The sequence below is a fragment of the Spirosoma lituiforme genome (assembly GCF_054776635.1).
In genome coordinates this window covers 89,047-111,638 of record NZ_BAAHBO010000002.1, presented here as the reverse complement: position 1 = coordinate 111,638, position 22,592 = coordinate 89,047, and the positions used below count along the sequence as shown (strand labels likewise).

The following is a 22,592-nucleotide window of genomic DNA, read 5'->3' as shown; positions in this document are numbered from 1 at the left end:
ACGATAAATATAGTTTAACGGTCTAAAAAAGAACCGGGGTTTCGCTGTTTTTTCTGACTAAGATGACTTTAGTGCAAACTTTCCATAAAAGCCTGCCTCATGTTGATCAAAAAAACAGCCAAATCCCGGTTCAGACTTGTACTCGGGTACTAGTTCTTGCTGCCGCCTACCGATGAAGCGGGTTGCTTATCCGTAGCTTTCTTGGCGGCCTTGGCAAAGTCACCCGCTTTGATGATCGAAATTTTCGATGGATCGATGTGTTTTTTCATCGCGGCATTGACCTGCTCGGGCGTGAGGCTTTCCATTTTCTTTTCGAAGTCCGCGTCCCAGTTCATGGTCCGATTCAGGTACAGGTAATTATTGAGCGTACCGACCAACGAAGGGTCCTGCGCTCGTGACACCATCCGGGACTGTAGCAAGCCCGAACGGGCGGCCTTGATTTCGTCGGCGGTGAACCCTTCTTTCACCACTTTTTCCATCTCTTCGCGGAACGCTTTTTCCAGGCGTTCGGCGTTCTCCGGATTGTAAATGGCGTAGGTCATGAACGAACCCGTTTTATCGAGGGGATTGGCCGATAACTGAGAACCAACACCGTAGCTGATGCCCTCTTTCTGACGAATCCGCACGGCCAGCCGCGAGTTGAGGAAGCCACCACCCAGCATGTAGTTGCCAAGAACCAGGGCCGGATAATCAGGATCATCATCGCGTAGCGGAATGTTTACGCCGGCTACCATGAAGGCATTGGCCTTATCAGGAGCTTCCAGCGATTGAGGAGTTGGCTTAATGTCGTTATAAATCGAAACCAGGCGGCTGAATGGCTTCTTCGCTTTCCAGGTACCTAACTCATCCGTCACGACTTTCCGAACGGGCGTCTCGTCGAAGTCGCCGACAACGGCCATCGTTGCGTTTTGGGCGCCATAAAAGTCTTTGTGGAACTGTTTCAGATCGTCTAGTTTCAGGGCTTTCACATCGGCCACATCTTCATCGGGGGTGGAGGTGTAGCGGATGTCTTCCTTCGGATACGGGTTCATTTGCCGCTGGAAAGCGGTGAACGCAATCGACTGTGGTTCCGAGCGTTGCGACTCGATCTGCGCCAGTTGTTCCTGCTTCAGTTTCTCAAACTCATTGGCATCGAAGGCGGGGTGTTTCAGCATGTCGCCCACAATCCGAACAACGGCAGGCAGGTTTTCCTTAGTCGTTTTGATGATTACGTTGACCTGATTGCCACCGCCAAATACGTTGACCTGCGCTTTCAATTTGTCGAGTTCATCCTTGATCTGCTGACGGTTGCGGGTCGTGGTGCCTTTGTCGAGCATCGAGGCCGTAAATACCGAAATGGCACTCTTGTTCATCAAACTTTTCTGATCACCATATCGAATGGTCATACGGGCGTTTACTTCGTTGCCCCGTGTCGATTTGGGCAGGAAAGCCAGTTCGATGGTGTTGGGCTGTTCGGAACGGCGGGTCCGGCCATCAATATTGGCCGGTGATGGGTCGAACGCTTCGCCCTGGGCAACCAATGCCCGGCCCTTGTAATCTTTTACCAACGCAGCGATATCGGGCGGCAGGGGCACATCCACCCGGTCGGGGGCTTGCTCAGGAATGAAAACGCCAACGGTCCGGTTAGATGGCTTGAAGTAGTAACTGGCCACGCGTTTTACGTCGGCGGGTGCTACTTTTTCGAGGGCATCACGATAGAGAAAACCCAGCCGCCAGTCGCCTGTGGCGATGTACTCGCTCATGGCCAGTCCTACACGCTCGGCGTTTTTAAAGCTCAGCTCAACGTCTTTCAGGAGTTTGGCTTTGGCACGGTCGATTTCTTCTTTCGACGGGGTTTTGATCGCTACGGAATCCAGCGTGGCGAGGAGAGCCGTTTTGGCGTCGTCCAGTGATTTGTCTTTCAACAGTTCAGCCGCGAAATACACGTAGCCCGGATCTTTGGTCGTAAACGAATAGCCGTATTGCTGCGAGGCTTTCTTGCTCTCAACCAGGGCTTTGTATAACCGGCCGGATGGCTCGTTGGTCAGCAGTTCGATCACCACGTCCATGGTTGGGTAGTCGGGGTGGGAGCCGGGCATAATGTGGTACAGGGCTGACACGACTTTGGTATCGCCCACGCGCCGGAGCGTTACCATCCGCTCACCGTCCTGGGTAGGCTCCTGACTGTAGGTAGGCTGCAACACCCGAGTCGGGCGTGGAATAGCCCCGAAGTATTGGTTGATCATCGCCAGCGTTTTAGGTTCGTCGATCTTACCGGCCACGACCAGAACGGCGTTATCGGGCTGGTAGAACTTTTTATAAAACGCCTGCAGGTTATCGATGGGTACTTTCTCAATGTCGGTCCGGTTGCCAATGGTCGAGTTGCCGTAATTGTGCCATAGGTAAGCCGATGAAACCACGCGCTCATTCAGGACATTCTGCGGGGAGTTCTCGCCCATTTCGAACTCATTCCGAACCACCGAAAACTCGGTAGCGAGGTCTTCTTTTTTAATGAACGAATTGACCATCCGATCGGATTCGAGATCGAGCGCCCATTTCAGGTTCTCGTCGGTGGCGGCAAACGTCTCGAAGTAGTTGGTGCGGTCGAGCCAGGTCGTACCGTTGGGCCGGGCTCCGTGTGAGGTAAGCTCCTGCGGGATGTTGGGGTGCTTGGTCGATCCTTTGAAAACCATGTGCTCCAGCAAGTGAGCCATGCCTGTCTCGCCCAGTCCCTCGTGACGCGAACCGACCAGGTAGGTAATGTTGACGGTGACGGTGGGTTTGGATGGATCGGGAAAGAGCAGGACTTTCATCCCATTCTTCAGGTTGTATTCCGTAATGCCTTCCACAGAGGCACCTTTTGTGATGCCTTCGGGCAGGGCAGCCGATTTGTTGTCCTGTGCCGAAGAAAGCGTCAGGCTACTGGCGAACCAGGCAGCGGCCAACAAACCCCTTTTGGTAAGGTTACTTTTCATAAACATACAGTTAGTTGGGTTGTCAATAAACTAGCCGTCTAGTTACGAATAAAGGAATTGCAGAACAACGGGTATTGTAGCGCTTTAACAAAAATTAGGATGAACGGTAGCGTAAAAAGAAAGCCACGCGTAAAATTCAGCGGCTGGGTGTATACTCTATCCGGTTGTTACCCGTCTGCTACCCCCTGACAGTAGAAAAAGGGAAACATCGTTTTTTAGGATGAACCACCATCGTGTTTTCCCTCTGGCCGTATGACCACAAGACGATCCTTTTTAAAGAAGACAAGCCTTTGCGTAGCGTTGGCCGGTGCCAGCCCGGCTCTGCCGTTTGCCGCGGTACCAGAAACGCGTAGCGCTGCCAGCGATGATTTATTCAGGCTGGGCATCGCTGGCTTTAGTTTCGTAAATTTCAAGCTTGAGCCGTCGCTCGAGATGATGAAAAAAATGGACGTTCATTACCTGTGTATCAAAGATTTTCATCTTCCTTATGCCAGTACAGCCGATGAAATCGCTGCGTTTCATGAAAAACTAAAGCAATCCGGGGTAACCGGTTATGCGGTGGGACCGATCTACATGAAAACGAAGCAGGAAATCGATAATGGATTCGACTATGCGAAGCGCGTGGGCGTTAACCTGATTATCGGGATTCCCAATCCGGAAGATCTGCCCTACATTGATAAGAAAGTAAAGGAGTTTAACATGCGGTACGCGATTCACAACCACGGACCGGATATCAAATTGTTTCCCAATGCCGAATCGGTGCACACGGCGGTGAAGAATCTGGACCCTCGAATTGGACTTTGTTTCGATATGGGGCACGACAAGCGTTACGGCGATGATCCCATTGCCGATCTGGAGAAGTACGCCAAACGGATTTTTGATATTCACCTGAAAAACGTTACGGCCGCATCCAAAGAGGGGACCACCTGCGAGCTGGGGCGCGGGGTCATTGATATACCGGCTTTTGTAACCATGCTCCGTAAAGTCAAATACGATGGCTGTTGCAGTCTCGAATACGAGAAGGACATGAAAGATCCGCTGGCGGGCATTGCCGAATCGGTCGGGTATTTCAAGGGCGTCTGTGATGCCACTAAACAAGGTAAACGAAGGTCATAATTGACGAACTACAGTGTCAACCCGAATTCAATGGAAAGCTCAAGGAGAGAATTTATTAAAAAAGCCGCTCTGGGTACGGCGGGCCTGACGGTTGGTGGTCTGGCCAATGGCATGTCGGCGAAAAGCTACGCCAAAATCATTGGGGCAAACGAACGGCTGAACGTTGCCATTGCTGGTCTCGGTCGGCGGTTACCGGCTTACTACGAACCCATTTCCAAAAAAGAAAGTAACGTCGAACTGGTGTATCTGTGTGATGTGATGAAAAAACAGCGCGAGGCAGCGGTGCAGAAGTTCTCGAAGCACATCAACTATACGCCAAAGCTGGAAAACGATATTCGGAAGGTGATTGCCGACAAAAACGTGGATGTGCTGATCAATGCCACCCCCGACCACTGGCACGCGCCGGGTACCTGGATGGCCGTGCTGGCGGGCAAGCATGTGTATGTCGAAAAGCCCTGTAGCCACAATCCCCGCGAAGGCGAAATTCTGGTTGAGTTCCAGAAGAAATACGGCAAAATTATCCAGATGGGTAATCAGCAACGGTCAGCCCCCGAATCCATCGACATCATAGGGCAGATTCACAATGGCGTCATCGGCAAGCCTTATAAAGCGGTGGCTTTTTATGCCAATGCCCGTGGCGAAGTGCCGGCTCCTAAAAAAGCACCGGCTCCCGACGGCCTCGATTGGGACTTGTTTCAGGGACCGGCCCCCCGAACGGCATACACACACGATACCTGGGATTATAACTGGCACTGGTACGGCTGGGCATATGGCACTGCCGAAGCGGGCAATAACGCAACGCATGAGCTGGATGTTGCTCGCTGGGCTCTGCAGGTAGAGTTTCCTGAATACGTAACGGTGGAAGCGGCTAAACGGTCATTTCCGGAAGACGGTTGGGCTGTATATGACACGATGGACGCTACGTTCCGGTTTCCGGGTGATAAAATCATCAAGTGGGATGGGAAAAGCCGTAACGGTCACAAAACCTACGGTACTGATCGGGGCACTATCATTTACGGGAGCAACGGCACCGTTTACGTAGACCGGGATGGTTACACACTCTTTAACCGCGAGGGCAAAGCAATAAAAACTAGCAAGGCCAAAGGATCGGAGTCGGGTACGGCGCTGGGGGGTGGTGGCGACATGACAACGCTCCACATCATGAATTTCTTCGACGCGATTCGGGGGAAAGCCAAACAAAATTCAACGATTGAGGAAGGAGCCAGAAGTACCCTGCTCTGCCATTTGGCAAATATTGCCTACCGAACCAATAAATCCTTTGCGGTCGATTCGAAAAATGGCCACATCCGCGACGCTGATGCCATGAAACTATGGACTCGTCAGTATGAAAAAGGCTGGGAGCCAGGAATTTAAACTGGTGTATCGCTCCAACAACAGAAAAGCCGAAACGTCATCGTTTCGGCTTTTCTGTTGTTGACTGGGTTGTCTATAAATCAGCAATTGACTTGTTGATTTCGTCTTTTGTTTTTCCTGTTTTCTGCTGGAGCTTACCCCACATTTCGTCTTCTTTACCTTCTGCGTAGGTGAGGTCGTCGTCGGTCAAATCGCCATAGGCTTGTTTGATTTTACCTTTTAATTCGTTCCAGCCGCCTTTGATGGTTGTCTCGTTCATGATTGTAGTGTTTATAGCGTTGAATGTTTTATAATCACCCTGATTACCCAAATAGAACTATGACGAGACAAAATTGTTTTTAAAAACAGGTCATTTGGTGTACAACATACCCTCAAATTTTACTTGATCCGCGTCCATGTCTGGTTTTTGCCGAATAGGGAAATACCTACGTAACCACGAACCTCGAGGGTGTTCGGGTCTTTCAGCGTCATCTTGCAATTATATTCTTTGCCATCTTCGGGATTATAGATCTTTCCGTCGCCCCAGACGTTCCCCCCTTCATACTTGAAGTTATACATTAAGGGCATGTTCATGAGCGGACGTGACCGTTTCGAGACGTCGGCGTTTTTTTCGTCGGTTCTGGGCTTTCCGGTAGTCGGGTCGGTGGGTTGCCCCAGCCACACAAGTTTACCAAAATAGGTGCCGCCCTGCTTATAGATTTGAACGTGGCCTTTTTTGGTGCCATTCAGCCAGGTGCCAACAACGGCTTCTGAGTCGTCGGCGGGAGCGAAAGCCGTCAGCGCAAAAAACAACGAGAGTACCGGCAGCAGAAAACGAATGTGTTTCATGATGGAGTGAGCTTGTAAGTAAGCAATGATTTTTTTGTACTAACGCAAATATGGGCGAAAATTGTCTGAACCGTTCGGCAGCCCGAACGGATTTACCGGACTGACATAATTTCTGGGATTTTTGTTTAACATTGGGCTATAATCGTCTCTGCCCTATGTTCAAACGTGACCCCAATCGTAGCTACCCAACCGAAACCGAATCGCGGGTAATTATTCGCTTTCAGGACTGCGATCCGTTGCAGCACCTCAATAACGCCAAGTATTTCGATTATTACTTCAACGCCCGGGAAGACCAGGTGGCCAAGTTATACGACTTCAATCCGGGGCAATTGTTTCAGGAGCTTAAGACGAGCTGGGTCGTGTATCAGCATCAAATTGCCTATGTCCGGCCGGCGCGGGTGAGTGAGTGGGTACGAATTTTGTCGAGGCTGATTTACGTGAATGAAGACACAACGGTGACGGAATACATCATGACCGATGATGGCAAAAACCATCTCAAGAATGTGCTCTGGGTTACGTCAAAATACATCAGTGTCGCTACGGGTAAACGCATTCCGCATGATGAGCCGGTGAAGCAATTGCTCGACGCAATCCTTGTTCCGAACATCGATTTTCTGAGTCTGAACTTCAACGATCGCATCCACGAAATAAAGCAGCAGGTGCTGAAACTGCATTCAGTATAAGTAAAAAGAAGCCTGTGTACCGGGAAAGGATGGCTTCCGCCCGCATACATTCGCCATTTTCAGTGTATCTTTCTCCCAATGAAACTTCTCAATAACCTCACGGTACGCGTTCTGATAGCCATAACGCTGGGTATTTTGACGGGCTATTTCTTTCCCGAGACAGCCGCTAAACTCAAACCCCTGGGCGATATCTTCATCAATCTGATCAAGATGGTTATCGCGCCCATCATCTTTCTGACCATTGTATTGGGAATCAGTAACATGGGTGACCTCAAAAAGGTGGGCCGGGTAGGGGGAAAGGCATTGCTTTATTTCGAGATCGTAACAACGGGTGCGCTGGCCATAGGGCTGCTACTCGCGAACCTGATCCGCCCCGGCGATGGGGTAGAAACGGCGACCGTTAAAGCCGGCGATGTGAGTAAGTACGCCGAGCAGGGGGCCGGCATGGACTGGACCGAGTTCTTCATTCATATTGTACCCAGCAATGCTGTCAAGGCGTTTGCCGAAGGAGAAATACTGCAGGTTCTCGTCTTTTCTGTTCTTTTCGGCATCGGCCTCACCCGCATGGGCGAAACGGGCAAGTCGCTCATTCTCACCTTTGAACGATTATCGAAGGTGTTTTTTAATATCCTGAGCGTGGTGATGGTATTGGCTCCCATTGGCGCGTTCGGTGGTATGGCTTTCACCATCGGCAAGTACGGATTAAGTACCCTGTTGCCGCTGGCCAAACTGATGGGAACGGTCTATGCCTCCATGTTCCTGTTCGTATTCGTTGTCCTGAATCTGATTCTTCGGTACTATAAAATCAGCTTGTGGACCGTTCTGAAATTTATTAAAGAAGAACTGCTGATCGTACTGGGTACCTCATCGTCCGAGTCGGCGCTCCCGCAGATCATGGACAAGCTGGAAACGATGGGCTGCTCCCGATCCGTAGTGGGGTTAGTGGTGCCGGCGGGGTACTCGTTCAACCTCGACGGAACAACCATTTACCTGGTCATGGCCACCGTGTTTCTGGCGCAGGTTTTCGGCGTCGACCTCACCATCGGGCAGGAGCTAACCATTATCGGTATTCTGATGGTAACCTCCAAAGGAGCCGCCGGGGTCACGGGGAGCGGATTTATTGTCTTGGCCAGTACCCTGACGGCCATCAAAGTTATTCCCGTAGAAGGGCTGGCGCTGCTGCTGGGCGTCGACCGGTTTATGTCCGAAGCCCGGTCCATCACGAACATAATCGGCAATACCGTTGCCACCATCTTCATTGCCAACAATGAAGGCGAATTCGATCGGGCGAAGTACGAAAAAATCGTTAATCAGGAAGATCAGGCTCCACTGACGGACTACAAATACTAGCTCAGGCCGCCACAAAAGCCACCCGTCGCAGCAGTACCCGAATAACGTAACTCGTTTGACAATGGCGGAGGGCACCAAGCCAATCTTTGGCGTTGTATATAACCACGATGAAAAATGTAAGGAGACAGGTTTTACAGAAATAAGGTACTAATCACTGATTTAAGGTGCTTTGGCAAGGACTGCAATTTTCTCATTACCTCTTTTTTATAGATTTATTCAAAGAATAAATTAAACCATTTGATGGCTTACTGTTCAAACCGACAAATACAACCTGAAACAGTTTGCCACCATGAAAAAAGTATTGCTCACTGCCGCAACCCTCGTTGCCCTGCTCTCGACCGGTGCCATGGCGCAACGGTACGGATACCCTTCGCCCAATACGAATTACCCTGCGCAGCCGGGGTATAGCCAGCAACCCGGCTATGGCCAGCCAACTTACAACTACGATTACGACGACTACCAGTTCGATCGTCATCTCGACTGGTGGGATCATGAATTAAATCTGAGCCGTCGGCAGGAGCGGGAAATTCGCCGGGTTCGGGAACGCTTCACACAACAGACGCAGAACGTGAATGTCCGGGATCCACGTCAGCGCGATTTCTTCCGGCAGGCACGTCAACGGCAATTCATCGACATGATGGCCGTCCTCAATGCGCAGCAGCGCGACCGGGTAATCGAGCACATGCGCCCCTACGAACGAATGGCCGAACGAGGACGGGGTAATAACGGCTTCGGAAATGGCGGCTACGGCCGAAGATCCGATAACAGACCGTATGGCTATTGATTGAAGAAGGGAGAGTTGGAAACGGTCGGCCAGATTGGGCGGCCGTTTTTTGTTTTCCATTCACCCACTGATACAACCGTTTGATCAACATTGCGTTGCGGAATAAGCCCCGGTTTCGTAAGTTGAGCGGAAACTCATTTCGTAGACCAGTATGTTTAACCATCAACGAATCAAGCAAACCGGCGTGTGGTTGGCCATCGTCGCAACATCGGCATTAAGCCCGTCATTCGCGACCCCGGCACCGCCCAAAAAAACCAAGATGACCCAAAATCCATTTCTCTCGCCGTATACGACCCCGCACCAAACGGCGCCGTTCGACAAAATTAAAAATGCCGATTACCTGCCCGCGCTGAAAGATGGCCTGGCGCAGGGACGTAAAGACGTCAATACCATTGTTACCAATACGGCGGCACCAACTTTCGACAATACCATTGTAGCGCTCGAACGCTCGGGTGATCTGCTGGGCAAAGTAACGGCAGTGCTGTTCAACCTGAATGGAGCTGAAACGACGCCTGAGTTGCAGAAAATAGTGAAAGAAGCGTCGCCCTTACTAAGTGAATACGGTAATGATATAACGCTGAATGACAAGTTGTTTTCACGAGTGAAAGCGGTGTACGACAAGCGAGCCAGCCTGAAACTGGACCCCGAAAGCGCGATGCTGCTCGAAAAGTCGTACAAACGGTTTGCCCGCAATGGCGCGAACCTGGACGAGAAAGGGAAAGAGCGGCTGCGGGCTATTGACAAAGAATTGTCACAACTGTCGCTGCAATTCGGTGAGAATGTACTGAACGAAACCAACGAGTACACGATGGTTATAACGGACGAAAAAGACCTCGCCGGTTTACCCGATTTTGCCCGTGACGCAGCCAAAGCGACGGCCAAGCAGAAGGGTAAAGAAGGCTGGGTATTCACCCTGCAGGCGCCAAGTTACGGTCCGTTCATGCAGTACGCCGACAACCGGGAGCTGCGTAAAAAGCTGTTCATGGCCTTCAACGGGCGCGGTTTTCATGGCGACAAAAACGACAATTCAGCCATTATCAGCAAGATTGTCAACCTGCGGTATGAGCGGGCCAACCTGCTGGGCTACAACACCCACGCTGATTTTGTGCTGGAAGAAAGCATGGCCGGTTCCAGAAACAAAGTGCAGAGCTTCCTGGATGAGCTGGTGACCTATGCGCGTCCTGCCGCCGAACGCCAGCTGGCTGAACTGACGACCTACGCAAAAGCCCACGGCTTTACGGATGATAAAATCCAGACCTGGGATAACAGCTATTACGCCGAGAAACTGAAGAAAGAGAAGTACGATCTTGACGACGAAACCCTGAAGCCGTACTTCAAACTTGAAAACGTGCTGAACGGTGTCTTTACGGTTGCTAACAAGCTGTATGGCGTCACGTTCAAGGAGCGTACCGATATTCCGGTATACAACCCGGAAGTGAAAACCTTCGATGTATTCGACAAAGACGGTAAGTTTCTGGCTGTTTTTTATGGTGATTATTTCCCTCGGGCCGGTAAGCGGAGTGGTGCCTGGATGAATGATATTCAGGGCCAGAAAATTGAGAACGGCGAGAACATCCGGCCACACATCATCAACGTCTGCAACTTTACCCGCCCAACCGATACGAAGCCATCGCTGCTGACTTTCTACGAGGTCACGACGCTTTTCCACGAGTTCGGACATGGCTTGCACGGTATGCTGGCCAACGGAAAGTACGAAAGTCTGAGCGGTACGAGCGTTCCCCGCGATTTTGTGGAACTGCCCTCGCAGGTAATGGAAAACTGGTGTTACGATCCGGAAGCGCTGAAACTCTTCGCCAGGCACTACCAAACCGGTGAGGTGATTCCAAATGAACTGATTGAGAAAATCCGCGCCAGCCAGAATTTCATGGCGGGTATGGCGAACTTGCGTCAACTGCGGCTGGGTCTGGTCGATATGTATTACCACGGCCAGAAGCCAACCGGCGAGACTATTTCTCAGGTGGAGAGCCGGGTCGATTCCGTCGCCAATTTGTTTCCGCACGTAGACGGCATCGCCGTTAGCCCGGCCTTCTCGCATATTTTTGCGGGGGGCTATTCGGCGGGGTATTACAGTTACAAATGGAGCGAAGTCCTTGACGCCGATGCCTTTGAGTTCTTCAAAGAGAAAGGTGGTCTGGAAAACAAAGCGGCTGCCGATAGTTTCCGCAAGAACGTACTCGAAAAAGGAGGTAGCGAAAAACCCATGGAACTCTACAAGAAATTCAGGGGTCGCGAGCCATCGCCCAAAGCCATGCTGCGTCGGAGCGGCTTACTGCTGTAGTTGATTGCCGTAACGCGGACCTCTGGTCCGCGTTACGGTTTAGTTAAACGATTGCCGGAATTCGAGGGGCGATACGTTCGTTTTACTCTTGAATAGTTTATTGAAGGATTGCGGATACTCGAAGCCGAGCTGGTAGGCAATTTCACTAACCGACAGTGACGTCGTCGTCAGAATCTGTTTTGCTTTAGCAATCAACTTGTTATGAATGTGCTGCTGCGTGCTTTGCCCTGTCAGCTTCCTCAACAGATCACTCAGGTACGTAGGCGATACGTTCAGTTTCTCCGAAAGATACTGAACGGTCGGAAGGCCCATCTCCTGCACCTTCTCGTGCTCAAAATAATCAGTCAACAGTGTTTCCAGATTAGTCAGCAAATCGTGGCTGGCGATTTTACGGGTAATAAACTGCCGGTTATAAAAACGATTCGCATAATTGAGTAGTAAATCAATCTGCGACACGATCACATCCTGACTGTAGTCGTCAATCGGCGACCGGTATTCCTGCTCGATTTGTTCAATAAGCCTCGTCATCATGGCCTCTTCCTTGTCCGAAAGGTGCAACGCTTCACTGACAGCATACGTGAAATAACCATACTCTTTAATGCCTTTAGCCAGCGGATACGACTGAACAAAGTCGGGATGGATAACCAGCCACCATCCGTTAATGGCCATGTCGTCGGGCGTGACCGTTGAGATGACTTGTCCGGGTGAAAAGAAAGTCATGACACCTTCGTCGAAATCATAATAGTTCTGTCCGTATTTCAACTTCCCGGTAAAGTCCTTTTTGATGCAGACCGAATAGAAATTGTAGATAACGCTCTTAATGGCTTCGTCGAAATGGCATTTTATATCGCCGAGATTGATGACGCTCACCAGTGGATGTTCCGGTTTGGGCAGGGACAGTAAGCGGTGCAATTCGGAAATCGAATTGATAACGTGGGGCTGAGTCGTCTCTTTTCTCATGGAATAACGGTAACGCGGACATTTTGCCCGCGTTACATAACCAGTTTATTGATCGATTGATTGCATACCCGATGCATCGTAGCGTTCACCCGTTGCTGTACCCAAGGGAACAATTGCCTCCAGTTGGTCCAGCTCTTCGGGAGTTAGGCGAATGTTGGCGGCTGCAATGTTCTGTTCAATGTATTTAACCCGTTTGGTGCCGGGAATCGGCAGGAAGCCTTTGGCAATGACCCAGGCGATGGCCAGCTGAGATGTTGTCACGGCTTTTTCATTGGCTAACCGGGTCAATTCATCCACCAGCTCAATATTCTTGTAAAAGAATTCGCCCTGAAAGCGGGGAATCCCCCGGCGGAAATCATCCGCCGGAAAATCGTCCGGGCTTTTGATCATGTTATCGCCCGAAATAAAGCCCCTGCCCAGGGGTGAGTACGCGACAAAGCCGATGCCCAGTTCGTGGAGTGTGTCCAGAATGCCAGCCTCCTCGACCGTCCGCTCAAACAAGGAATATTCGGTTTGGATAGCTGATAACGGGTGAATCTGGTGTGCTTTGCGGATGGTAGCCGAGGAAACTTCGGACAGCCCGATGTAGCCTACTTTTCCCTCTTCAACCAATTTAGCCATTGCCCCAACTGTTTCTTCAATAGGCGTGTTCGGATCCAGCCGGTGCAGGTAATACAAGTCGATGTAATCGGTACCCAGGTTTTTGAGCGAGCGTTCGACGGCTTTCTTTACGTAGTCGGGTTTGCCGTTATACTGCCAGGTAAGTTGTTCGTTATCATCTATTTCGAACCCGAATTTTGTGGCAATAATGTATTTGTCCCGGTTGCCCTTAATGGCTTTCGAGATCAGTCGTTCGTTCGCCAGGGGACCATATAAGTCGGCGGTATCGAGAAAATTACCGCCTAACTCCAGTGAGCGGTGAATGGTGGCGATGGATTCGGCCTCGTCGGCTTTTCCGTATACATCAAAGCCAGCAATCTGGGTCATGCCCATGCAGCCTAACCCAATGGCGGGTACCACCAGCCCCTGAGAGCCTAAATTCGTTTTCTGAAGCGTATCCATACCTTGTTTTTCTGTGTTTGTTTTCTGGAACAAAGGTCAGGGAGTCCGGTAGCTAAACCGTAGCCAAATCCCGTATTGTTGTATCCAGATTTGGGATAGACACCGCTGGATGCAAAAAGACCTCTTTTCCGGCATCGGCGTCGTGAAGACGCGCAACGCCCGGAGAAGAGGTCTTTAATGGGCCGGTCCGTCAACGTCTGGAACGACTCGGGAACCAGTTATTTTTCGTCAGCAACGGCCAGCGCCTGCGGTTGACTCTGGTACTTATAAAGGTACTCAATCAGGTCGGCGACAAGCCCTGTCCAGCCAGTCTGGTGGCTCGCCCCTAGTCCCATGCCGTTATCGCCGTTGAAATATTCGTAGAAGAGGTACAGGCCCTGGAAATTCGGGTCGTCCTGCATTTTCTTGTCAACACCGTAGGCGGCTACCCGGCCTGATTCGTCGCGACGGAAGATGTTCAGGAGCCGCTCAATGACAAGTAATGTCGCTTGTTTCACGCTCATGATATGGCCGGAATTGGTCGGATACTCGATTTCGAAATCGTCGCCGTAGTACTGATAGAACTTGAGCAGGGAGTCGATGAGCAGGAAATTGACCGGGAACCAGATCGGACCGCGCCAGTTCGAATTTCCCCCGAACATGCTCATCTCCGATTCGGCCGCTACGTAACGTACCTGGAAGATCTCGCTGTTCAGTTCAAACTGGTACGGCATCTTTTCGTGGTATTTCGACAAAGCCCGAATCCCGTAGTCGGACAAAAATTCGGTTTCGTCGAACATCCGTTTCAGGATCATCTTCATCCGGTGACCCCGCAGCAGACTCAGCAGGTGCGTTTCGCCCTTACCCGGTTCGTGCCAGCGTGAGACCAGCGAGGCCAGGTCGGGCCGGTTCGTGAGCACCCATTCGACCCGGCGTTTGAAGTCGGGCAATTGCGACAGCAGCGCTTCGTCCAGAATTTCGACGGCGAAGAGGGGAATAAGACCCACCATCGAGCGAATTTTCAGCAGACGTGCGTTGTGGTCGGGCATGTGCAGCACATCGTAGTAGAACTGATCAACTTCGTCCCACAGGCTGATATTTTGCTTTCCCAGGTTGTTCATGGCCGACGCAATGTGCAGGAAGTGCTCGAAAAACTTACTAGCCATATCCTGGTAGGTAGGGCGGGTAAGGGAAATCTCGCACGCAATCCGCAGCATGTTCAGGGTGTACATGGCCATCCAGCCTGTTCCATCGGCCTGTTCAATGCGCCCGCCCATTGGCAGCGGCTGGCTCCGGTCAAACACCCCGATGTTGTCCAGACCCAGGAAGCCCCCGCCGAAAATGTTGTTACCAGACACGTCTTTTCGGTTGACCCACCAGGTGAAGTTCAGCAACAGTTTGTGAAATACCCGCTCCAGGAAATTTACATCACCGACGCCGTTTTGCTCCTTGTCAATTTCGTATACTTTCCAGCAGGCCCACGCATGAACGGGTGGATTCACATCACTGAAATTCCATTCATAAGCGGGAATCTGCCCATTGGGGTGCATGTAGTACTCCCGCAGAATAACCGCCAGTTGCCGCTTGGCAAAGTGCGGATCCAGGCGGGCGAGTGTCAGCGTATGGAAAGCCAGGTCCCAGGCCGCAAACCACGGGTATTCCCACTTGTCGGGCATGGACAGAATGTTGGCCGTGTACATGTGCCGCCAGTTTTCATTCCGTGCGTAAACACGACCCTGAAACGGAACGGGCATCTTCGGATCTCCCTTCAGCCACTCATTTACGTTGTAGTAATAAAACTGCTTGCTCCAGAGCATGCCCGCGTAGGCCTGCCGCTGAATGGCCAGTAATTCCGAATCAGTAACATTTTTCTGTAGATCAGCGTAGAAGGCGTCGGCTTCATCGACCCGTTTGCTCCAGATGTCGTTGAACTCAGCGAAAGGCTGCGTGAGCGTTGTCTGATCGCTGAACCGCAACCGAATACTCACGCTCTCCCCGGCGGGTACATTGCGGGTGTACTGAACCGAGGCCTTGGTACCAATCTGGTTAGGGTTGATAAATGACTTTTTACCCCCTGATATAATGTAGTTGTTAATCCCGTCTTTGGTGTATTTCGTGCTGTTTGGCCGGCCATACAGACGCTCGGAATTGGTATCGTTATCGCAGAAGAGTAGGGCGTCGGCCTCTTCGCAGTAAAGTTTATACTTGCCTAACTGCTTGTGGTTGACCTCGATCTGGTTATTAGCGATGCCATGCAGCATGGGCCGGGCATTGTACTGCTCGTATCCCCATGACCAGGTATTGCGAAACCAGATCGTAGGCAATAGCGTGAGGGGGGCTTCTACGGCTGAGCGGTTGTGCGCCGTAATCTTCACCAGCCAGTCGTTCTGAGCGTCTTTCGCGTATTCAATGAATATATCGAAATACTCATCCTGGTCAAAAATGCCGGTATCTGTCAGTTCAAATTCCGGTTCCTGACGCCCTCGCCGGGTCGATTCGATGACCAGGCGATTGTAGGGGAATTCCTGCTGTGGGTACTTGTATAGCATCTTCATGTAGGAGTGGGTCGGTGTACTGTCCAGATAATAGTACAGCTCCTTCACGTCTTCGCCGTGGTTGCCTTCGGGGCCGGTCAGTCCGAAGAGCCGCTCCTTAAGAATGTTGTCTTTGTGATTCCAGAAAGCCAGCGCAAAGCAGATGTGGCCTTTGTTATCCGAAATGCCGCCAATTCCTTCTTCGCCCCAGCGATAGGCGCGGGAGCGGGCCATATCATGGCTGACGAAGTTCCAGGCATCCCCGTACGGACTATAATCTTCACGGACGGTGCCCCAGGCACGGTCGGAAAGATACGGCCCCCATTTTTTCCAGCCTCTGTTATCGGCTCGTTCGTAGATACGTTCGCGTTCGGCGGTAGGCATATAGGTCAATAAAAATTAGCTCGTACGGTGAATGGTGCAATTAATCAGACGCTCAAAGCTACCAAAGATAGTATGCACGCTGAGCGTTTTGGGCAAAATCTTTTGTGTTTGGTCCTCTTTATAAGATAATTCTTTTGTCAAATTGTACTTGAACAACTAAAAAAAACAGTCAATGTTATGGTAATGGTAAACAAGTCAGCAAGCTGTGAGGTCATTTAGACGACCGGTTTTCGGTCAATGTCACACAGCCGATAATGGAGAGTACACCTGACGCTGTGCATACAAACTGTAAGGCAATGGACAGCTTTACGGTTTATGGTCAGTCAAGTTGTCTTACCAGCCATCTTACCGACTAAAGAATACAGTTGATTGGTTAATTGCCGTTTTTTGCCGGATGAACGCACAGCCCAATAACCCATTACACGGTAAAACTCTTGAACGGATTCTGACGGAATTAGTCGCCCATTACGGCTGGGCGACGTTAGGACAGAAGATCAGGATTAACTGTTTTGTGAGTAACCCCAGCATCAAATCGAGCCTGACGTTTCTGCGGAAAACAGACTGGGCTCGTAAACAGGTCGAAGAACTGTACTTACAATTGAACGCGTAGTGCGCTTTAACGGCCAAAGACACACGCTTATTCGGCAATCAGTTTAAGGATGTCTTCCAGAGTGGCATCGATGATCTGCTCCTTTTTGTTGATCAGTATGTAGCGCGGTATACTCTGAATCCCAAAATACTGCACGATGCGCGATGACCAGCCAGAGCATCAGGGTAAGTCGGCCCGCATGCCTAACTATAGGGGCAAACATCGTTCCAAGTTTTCGTTACTTTTTTACAGCTGCCAACACCCGCCTGATCAACTCGTTCGGGCTGCCATTGTGCCACCGCCATACAATCACGATGTCATGCTCCGGATCGACCCAAATCGTGTTGGAACCCGCGCCGAGAGCGGCATAACTGGTTGCGGGCGCATCGGGCCAGGCTTTCTTGCCCGTAGAACTGGTACCGGTGTTTAGCCACCACAGGTAGCCGTAATCGGGGCCAACAGGGCTGGGAGTGGTGGCCCGCTTTACCCAATCTGCGGAGACGATTTGCCGGTTTTCCCAGCGTCCCTGCCGCAGAAAAAGGTATCCGAAACGGGCTTCATCGCGGGCGCTGATGCGCAGACCACCGCCCCAGCGGGTACCACCGCTCACCGATGGCATTGACTGACCATCGATATCGGCTACTGCGTTAGGATACGGAATGTACTGCCAGCTAGCCGACGCGCCGATGGGATTCATGATTTCGTCGCGTACGACATCAGGCAGCGGTTTTTTCCATAACCGGAGCAGCGATAGTGCCATCCGGTTGATTCGTACGTCGTTGTACTCGTAGTACGCGCCGGGCTTTTGCAACTGACGGGGTTTTCGCTCTCCTTTACCAAACGCTTCTTTTCCGATAAAATCACTGTTTTTACCCCAGAGGGCTCCTTCCCATTCACTGGTTTGCTGAAGATGATTCTCCCAGGTGATGCCTCTATTCTGCGCTGACTCGTAGCCGCCATCGTGAATCAGGTTTGCCACCGGGTCGTGGACAGTAGGAATCATGCCCCGCTCGATGGTCATGCCTGTCACGGTCGACAACACACTCTTTGCAACGCTATACGTAGGATCAGGACGCTGGGTGTCACCCCATTCCGCCACGATATAGCCATGCCGCAGCACGATGCCGTTGGTAGCCGCCCGGCTGGTGGGCATAGGGCCCAGGAGTGTACCGAATATCTCTTCTTGGGTCGAGAAGTCGGGGGCCATCTGGGTCGTTTCCTGCGTTTTGGCGAAAGCGACGGCCTCATCAAGCAAGGTTCTGTCCATACCTACCTTGTCGGGCGCTCGGTGAGCCCAATTGTCGCCTTTGGGCGGGTAGTAAACGGTTGAGGTGGCTGGTTGTCGGTGGCAGGCCGTCAGGGTGAGTACCACCAGCAGTATAGTGGTTGATAAGGCTCTTTTTTTCATCGTGTTCAGGTTGATCGGGTTGATTTTCCGAAAGCGGGGCATGGGTAAGTGTAGCCCGGTTTTTGGTTTGTAAGGTACGACGGAAAGAAGCGATACCGATAAACCGTTACTACGACGATTAAAACAATTTCTGATGAAAAAACTTTTCATGCTTGCCGTATGGCTGCTTGCACAAAGCTTCGTCTGGGCGCAGCAACCGTTTGCCAACGGACGGCTAACCATTTCAGCTAACAAGCGATACCTGGTTCATCAGGACAATACCCCCTTTTTCTGGCTGGGTGATACCGCCTGGGAATTGTTTCACCGGCTCAACCGGGAGGAGGCCGAGCAGTACCTTAAACGCCGGGCTGAACAGGGCTTTACGGTGGTACAGGCTGTTGCGCTGGCCGAATTCGACGGCCTTAAAGAACCCAACCCGTACGGCGATACCCCACTGGTCAACAACGATCCCGCTACACCCAATGAAGCGTACTTCAAACACGTCGATTATGTTATCGATAAAGCCGCTCAGTACGGCATTGTGATTGGGTTCCTGCCCACCTGGGGCGATAAAGTCTTCAAAAATACGTGGGGGCAGGGCCCTGAAATTTTCACGGCAGCCAATGCGAAGGTCTACGGTCGCTACGTGGGCAATCGGTACAAAAACCGCGAGAATATAATCTGGATTCTGGGTGGCGATCGGAACCCGCGCGACGGGTCGCCGGATTTAGCTGTCTGGCGGGCGATGGCTGCTGGCATTGAGGAGGGCGTTGGGGGGGCGGATAAAGCACTGATGACGTATCATCCGCAGCCCAACGGGCTGGAGGGCGGGGCATCGAAATGGTTTCAGGCCGACGACTGGTTCGACTTTAATATGCACCAGAACGGACATTGTCGCTCCACGCCTGTATACGATAACATCAGTGTGTCATACCAGCGCCAGCCAACCCGCCCAACGATCGATGCGGAGCCGATCTACGAAGACCATCCGGTTTGTTTCAATACCAAAGATTTGGGCACCTCCAATGCCTACGATGTTCGCCTGTATGCATACCTCGACTTGTTTGCGGGAGCACATGGGCACACCTACGGCTGCCATGACATCTGGCAGATGTACAGCGCGAAACGGCCTTCCGTCAATGGGCCTCATTTCTTCTGGCAGGAAGCCATGGAACTTCCCGGTGCCAACCAGATGACGCACGTGCGTCGGTTAATGACGTCCCGGCCACTGCTCGATCGGGTTCCCGACCAGTCGCTGATCGTTGAAAACAATCTGTCGGCCGCCGAACGTATTCAGGCCACGCGGGGAGCCGATTACGCCTTCGTGTACTCCGCAGCGGGAAAACCGTTTACGGTGAATCCGGGTAAACTTTCGGGTACCAGTATTATCGCCACCTGGTTCGATCCGCGCACGGGAAAAACTCAGTCGGCGGGTCGGTTTGACAACCATAAGTCAAACCGGTTCAGTCCGCCAACGCAGGGATACGGGCAGGATTGGGTATTGATTCTGGACGATGACCGCCGGCACTATCCTCGTTTATAAGTTAGTCCTCGTTGGTGAAGCGGTTAGGGTGCAGGCATTTCGACCAGTAATCAATGATCGCCTTCAACTGATCGCGTATCTCGGCCAGACTATCTCTTTTCTCGAAGAATCCCTGAATCGTTAAGTCGTACGCTTCTTCAACCATGTGCTTGTACACGGGATGGGTGAAAAAAATGAAGGGAATAGCGCGCTTCCTGAGTACATCATCTTTTTCGATCTGACGACGTAATTCCAACCCATTCATTTGCGCCAGATTGACTTCGGAAATGATCAGGAATGGACGTTGTTCCGTTGTTTTCAGGTAATCGACCGCTTGCTCACCACGAGTAAAAAATAAGATGGGGCTTAAAGGGGCAAGCTCTTCCAGGATTGGCTTAAGAATCAGTTGATCATCTTCATCATCGTCGATAAAGACAATAGGGCCATTTACTTCCATTGCGTTGTGTTGGTGGTTGTATAATCGTCGTATAGGAAGACAACTAAAATTGACACTAAAAAAGCTGTCTTCGTCTTAAGTTTATCGAACGGCAGGTACTGGTATGTCACCTGAACCAGTGTCCCGTTGGCGTGTTGCCAGCTTTTTAAGGCGAGATTGTATAAACTATTTCCAGGTCAGAAGGTTGGCTTACGGACTACACTACTTGTGGTAGCGCTGGTTTATGAGCGGCCTGCCAGCAACTGGTTTAACAACCGAATTCTTGTCGAGTCTATGAACCCTTGCGAGCCTACCGACGCTGTAAGCGGAACGAATGAGTTCATGCCCTGGGGCGCACACGAACATTTTCGATAAAACCGGCCTGGTGGGCAACAATATACTTCGGCAACAGCTTATAAACGGCAGCAGGTCGTTGAACAGGTAACCAGACAAAACGCCTGTTCAACTTATGGCAAAAACAGGAGGAGATCTCTTAATCGAACGGTTAATTGAGTGGGGGGTAGATACCATTTTTGGTTTGCCCGGCGATGGTATCAATGGCTTATTTGAATCGTTGCGCACGCACCAGGATCAGATTCGCTTTATTCAGGTTCGCCACGAAGAAGCGGCTGCCTTTATGGCCGCCGGATACGCAAAGTTTACGGGAAAACTGGGGGTCTGTATGGCCACATCCGGCTGTGGTGGACTCCATTTGCTCAACGGGCTATATGACGCGAAGTACGATGGTCAGCCGGTGCTGGCTATTACGGGTCATACCTACCACGACATCAGCGGGTCTATGTACCAGCAGGATGCCGACCTGACCAAAGTTTTTCTTGATCTGGCTCCCTACAACGAGCGGATCATGGGGCCCGACCACGTCGTTAATGCGGTCGATCAGGCCATTCGTACGGCACTTGGCCAGCGTACGGTTTCGCATTTGTCCTTTCCGAAAGATTTTCAGGACTGGACTGCTGGCGACGATACGCGAACGATGCCCAACGTAAAGGGCCATTCCGATGTTTTACGGGTAAGCACCGCTATAGCACCCGCCATCGACCAGTTAAAACAAGCGGCCGATCTGATCAATGCCGGTAGTAAAGTGGTTGTTTTTGCGGGACGTGGTGCCCTTCATGCGCGTGACGAAGTCATTCAACTGGCCGAGGTGGTGGGTGGTCCCATTGTAAAAGCCCTGTTGGGAAAAGGTGTTGTTCCCGACGATAGTCCGTATACTACCGGTGGACTGGGCCTTCTGGGTACTGCTCCGTCGCAGGATGCCATGGAAGAGTGCGATACGCTCGTGATGATCGGTACGCATTTTCCGTATCTGGACTATTACCCGAAACCCGGTCAGGCAAAAACCATCCAGATTGACCTTGACCCCACCCACATTGGGCTGCGTACACCCGTCGACATTGGGCTGATCGGTGATACAAAAACGGTGCTTCAGGCGTTGTTGCCCCTCATTAACCGGCAGGCAGATCGCAGTTTCCTGGAGAAAGCGCAGGAGCGGATGACCTTCTGGCGTGAGCTGATGACGGAGCGCGGCACGCAAACGGACATTCCGATGAAACCACAGGTGGTGCCCCACATCATCAGTCCGCTGTTGAACGACGATGCCATTGTTACCTGCGATTGCGGCAATAACACGACCTGGGCTGCCCGCCACATTCAGATGCGGGGCACCATGCAATTTTCGACGTCGGGTTTGCTGGCTACCATGGGGTCGGGTTTGCCGTATGCCATTGCTGCTTCGGTGGCATATCCCGGTCGGCAGGTGGTGGCGCTGGTAGGCGATGGGGGCTTTACCATGCTGATGGGCGAAATGGCGACGGCCGTTAAATACAAGCTCCCCATCAAAGTATTTATCTTCCACAACAACTCGTACGGGCAAATAAAATGGGAGCAAATCGTGCTGGAGGGTAACCCTGAGTTCGGGGTCGAGATCCAGTCGATTGATTTTGCGGCCTACGCGCAGGCTTGCGGAGCTACGGGCTTCACCATCGATGATCCAAAGAATGCCGATGAGGTTATTCGGCGGGCATTGGCGCACGATGGGCCTGTCATTGTGGATGCGATCGTGGACCAAAACGAGCCACCCATGCCCGGAAAAATCACGACCGACCAGGCCATTGCCTTAACCAAAGCACTCATCCGGGGTGAACGTGACAGTGGCGATATTATCAAAACAATTATCGGTAATCAGGTTCGTGAGGCCGTTGCTACCAAAGGCCGTAGTCTGCTGTCAGTATTGCCGGGTGTTGGCAAATAAGCTGGTTTCCCGAATAACGAAGAAACGCAGGGCTCGTCAAACTGGCTTTTTCAACGCTAGTTTGACGAGCCCTGCGCTA

At 51.5% G+C, this 22,592-nt stretch carries 17 protein-coding genes; 9 read left to right on the top strand and 8 right to left on the bottom strand.

Going from position 1 to position 22,592, the window contains the following annotated elements:
- Window positions 1-149: 149 nt before the first annotated feature.
- Complete coding sequence (locus ACYU87_RS08955; RefSeq protein WP_461133720.1) at window positions 150-2,960, bottom strand: M16 family metallopeptidase; 2,811 nt, start codon at window positions 2,958-2,960, stop codon at window positions 150-152.
- Between the two features lie 246 nt (window positions 2,961-3,206).
- On the opposite strand from ACYU87_RS08955, the gene ACYU87_RS08950 reads away from it, so the two are divergent.
- Entirely contained in the window at window positions 3,207-4,070 is an 864-nt protein-coding gene (locus ACYU87_RS08950; RefSeq protein ID WP_461133719.1) for a sugar phosphate isomerase/epimerase family protein, read from the top strand.
- 30 nt (window positions 4,071-4,100) lie between these two features.
- Window positions 4,101-5,444, top strand: a complete 1,344-nt coding sequence (locus tag ACYU87_RS08945) for a Gfo/Idh/MocA family protein (protein WP_461133718.1) — start codon at window positions 4,101-4,103, stop codon at window positions 5,442-5,444.
- 73 nt (window positions 5,445-5,517) lie between these two features.
- Here ACYU87_RS08945 and ACYU87_RS08940 read toward each other — a convergent pair whose 3' ends face one another.
- Both ACYU87_RS08940 and ACYU87_RS08935 read right to left on the bottom strand, forming a co-directional pair.
- Window positions 5,518-5,703, bottom strand: coding sequence for a CsbD family protein (locus ACYU87_RS08940; RefSeq protein WP_461133717.1), 186 nt, complete (start codon window positions 5,701-5,703; stop codon window positions 5,518-5,520).
- 119 nt (window positions 5,704-5,822) lie between these two features.
- A complete protein-coding gene (locus ACYU87_RS08935; protein ID WP_461133716.1) occupies window positions 5,823-6,272 on the bottom strand; it encodes a DUF2147 domain-containing protein in 450 nt (149 codons plus the stop codon).
- A gap of 155 nt (window positions 6,273-6,427) precedes the next feature.
- On the opposite strand from ACYU87_RS08935, the gene ACYU87_RS08930 reads away from it, so the two are divergent.
- From ACYU87_RS08930 to ACYU87_RS08915, 4 genes are all read left to right on the top strand, one after another.
- Complete coding sequence (locus tag ACYU87_RS08930; protein ID WP_461133715.1) at window positions 6,428-6,955, top strand: acyl-CoA thioesterase; 528 nt, start codon at window positions 6,428-6,430, stop codon at window positions 6,953-6,955.
- Window positions 6,956-7,033: 78 nt separating this feature from the next.
- Complete coding sequence (locus ACYU87_RS08925) at window positions 7,034-8,305, top strand: dicarboxylate/amino acid:cation symporter (RefSeq protein ID WP_461133714.1); 1,272 nt, start codon at window positions 7,034-7,036, stop codon at window positions 8,303-8,305.
- A 289-nt stretch (window positions 8,306-8,594) separates the two neighbouring features.
- A complete protein-coding gene (locus ACYU87_RS08920; RefSeq protein ID WP_461133713.1) occupies window positions 8,595-9,089 on the top strand; it encodes a hypothetical protein in 495 nt (164 codons plus the stop codon).
- Window positions 9,090-9,348: 259 nt separating this feature from the next.
- Window positions 9,349-11,388 carry a M3 family metallopeptidase gene (locus ACYU87_RS08915; protein WP_461134359.1) on the top strand — a complete coding sequence of 680 codons (2,040 nt, stop codon included), beginning with the start codon at window positions 9,349-9,351 and terminating at the stop codon, window positions 11,386-11,388.
- A gap of 39 nt (window positions 11,389-11,427) precedes the next feature.
- Here the strand turns inward: ACYU87_RS08915 and ACYU87_RS08910 are convergent, their stop codons facing one another.
- The 3 genes from ACYU87_RS08910 to ACYU87_RS08900 all read right to left on the bottom strand — a co-directional run bounded on the left by ACYU87_RS08910 (window position 11,428) and on the right by ACYU87_RS08900 (window position 16,307).
- Complete coding sequence (locus ACYU87_RS08910; protein ID WP_461133712.1) at window positions 11,428-12,348, bottom strand: helix-turn-helix domain-containing protein; 921 nt, start codon at window positions 12,346-12,348, stop codon at window positions 11,428-11,430.
- Between the two features lie 45 nt (window positions 12,349-12,393).
- Window positions 12,394-13,410: an aldo/keto reductase gene (locus ACYU87_RS08905; RefSeq protein ID WP_461133711.1), complete on the bottom strand. Its 1,017-nt coding sequence runs from the start codon at window positions 13,408-13,410 to the stop codon at window positions 12,394-12,396.
- A 218-nt stretch (window positions 13,411-13,628) separates the two neighbouring features.
- Window positions 13,629-16,307, bottom strand: coding sequence for an MGH1-like glycoside hydrolase domain-containing protein (locus ACYU87_RS08900; RefSeq protein WP_461133710.1), 2,679 nt, complete (start codon window positions 16,305-16,307; stop codon window positions 13,629-13,631).
- Between the two features lie 394 nt (window positions 16,308-16,701).
- Here ACYU87_RS08900 and ACYU87_RS08895 point away from each other — a divergent pair, with 394 nt between their 5' ends.
- Window positions 16,702-16,917 (top strand): VF530 family protein, encoded by a 216-nt coding sequence (locus ACYU87_RS08895; protein ID WP_461133709.1) that lies wholly within the window; start codon window positions 16,702-16,704, stop codon window positions 16,915-16,917.
- A gap of 217 nt (window positions 16,918-17,134) precedes the next feature.
- On the opposite strand, the gene ACYU87_RS08890 is transcribed toward ACYU87_RS08895, so the two are convergent.
- Window positions 17,135-18,304, bottom strand: coding sequence for a serine hydrolase domain-containing protein (locus ACYU87_RS08890; protein WP_461133708.1), 1,170 nt, complete (start codon window positions 18,302-18,304; stop codon window positions 17,135-17,137).
- Window positions 18,305-18,437: 133 nt separating this feature from the next.
- On the opposite strand from ACYU87_RS08890, the gene ACYU87_RS08885 reads away from it, so the two are divergent.
- Entirely contained in the window at window positions 18,438-19,826 is a 1,389-nt protein-coding gene (locus ACYU87_RS08885) for a glycoside hydrolase family 140 protein (RefSeq protein ID WP_461133707.1), read from the top strand.
- Between the two features lies 1 nt (window position 19,827).
- On the opposite strand, the gene ACYU87_RS08880 is transcribed toward ACYU87_RS08885, so the two are convergent.
- Window positions 19,828-20,262, bottom strand: a complete 435-nt coding sequence (locus ACYU87_RS08880) for a response regulator (protein ID WP_461133706.1) — start codon at window positions 20,260-20,262, stop codon at window positions 19,828-19,830.
- 448 nt (window positions 20,263-20,710) lie between these two features.
- On the opposite strand from ACYU87_RS08880, the gene ACYU87_RS08875 reads away from it, so the two are divergent.
- The gene (locus ACYU87_RS08875) at window positions 20,711-22,513 is read left to right on the top strand and encodes a thiamine pyrophosphate-dependent enzyme (protein ID WP_461133705.1); all 1,803 of its coding nucleotides are present in this window, start codon (window positions 20,711-20,713) and stop codon (window positions 22,511-22,513) included.
- Window positions 22,514-22,592: the final 79 nt, after the last annotated feature.

Excerpts from the sequence above, each read along its gene's own strand:
- ACYU87_RS08955 (WP_461133720.1), bottom strand. The coding sequence starts at position 2,960 with ATGTTTATGAAAAGTAACCTTACCAAAAGGGGTTTGTTGGCCGCTGCC.
- ACYU87_RS08950 (WP_461133719.1), top strand. The coding sequence starts at position 3,207 with ATGACCACAAGACGATCCTTTTTAAAGAAGACAAGCCTTTGCGTAGCG.
- ACYU87_RS08945 (WP_461133718.1), top strand. The coding sequence starts at position 4,101 with ATGGAAAGCTCAAGGAGAGAATTTATTAAAAAAGCCGCTCTGGGTACG.
- ACYU87_RS08940 (WP_461133717.1), bottom strand. The coding sequence starts at position 5,703 with ATGAACGAGACAACCATCAAAGGCGGCTGGAACGAATTAAAAGGTAAA.
- ACYU87_RS08935 (WP_461133716.1), bottom strand. The coding sequence starts at position 6,272 with ATGAAACACATTCGTTTTCTGCTGCCGGTACTCTCGTTGTTTTTTGCG.
- ACYU87_RS08930 (WP_461133715.1), top strand. The coding sequence starts at position 6,428 with ATGTTCAAACGTGACCCCAATCGTAGCTACCCAACCGAAACCGAATCG.
- ACYU87_RS08925 (WP_461133714.1), top strand. The coding sequence starts at position 7,034 with ATGAAACTTCTCAATAACCTCACGGTACGCGTTCTGATAGCCATAACG.
- ACYU87_RS08920 (WP_461133713.1), top strand. The coding sequence starts at position 8,595 with ATGAAAAAAGTATTGCTCACTGCCGCAACCCTCGTTGCCCTGCTCTCG.
- ACYU87_RS08915 (WP_461134359.1), top strand. The coding sequence starts at position 9,349 with ATGACCCAAAATCCATTTCTCTCGCCGTATACGACCCCGCACCAAACG.
- ACYU87_RS08910 (WP_461133712.1), bottom strand. The coding sequence starts at position 12,348 with ATGAGAAAAGAGACGACTCAGCCCCACGTTATCAATTCGATTTCCGAA.
- ACYU87_RS08905 (WP_461133711.1), bottom strand. The coding sequence starts at position 13,410 with ATGGATACGCTTCAGAAAACGAATTTAGGCTCTCAGGGGCTGGTGGTA.
- ACYU87_RS08900 (WP_461133710.1), bottom strand. The coding sequence starts at position 16,307 with ATGCCTACCGCCGAACGCGAACGTATCTACGAACGAGCCGATAACAGA.
- ACYU87_RS08895 (WP_461133709.1), top strand. The coding sequence starts at position 16,702 with ATGAACGCACAGCCCAATAACCCATTACACGGTAAAACTCTTGAACGG.
- ACYU87_RS08890 (WP_461133708.1), bottom strand. The coding sequence starts at position 18,304 with ATGAAAAAAAGAGCCTTATCAACCACTATACTGCTGGTGGTACTCACC.
- ACYU87_RS08885 (WP_461133707.1), top strand. The coding sequence starts at position 18,438 with ATGAAAAAACTTTTCATGCTTGCCGTATGGCTGCTTGCACAAAGCTTC.
- ACYU87_RS08880 (WP_461133706.1), bottom strand. The coding sequence starts at position 20,262 with ATGGAAGTAAATGGCCCTATTGTCTTTATCGACGATGATGAAGATGAT.
- ACYU87_RS08875 (WP_461133705.1), top strand. The coding sequence starts at position 20,711 with ATGGCAAAAACAGGAGGAGATCTCTTAATCGAACGGTTAATTGAGTGG.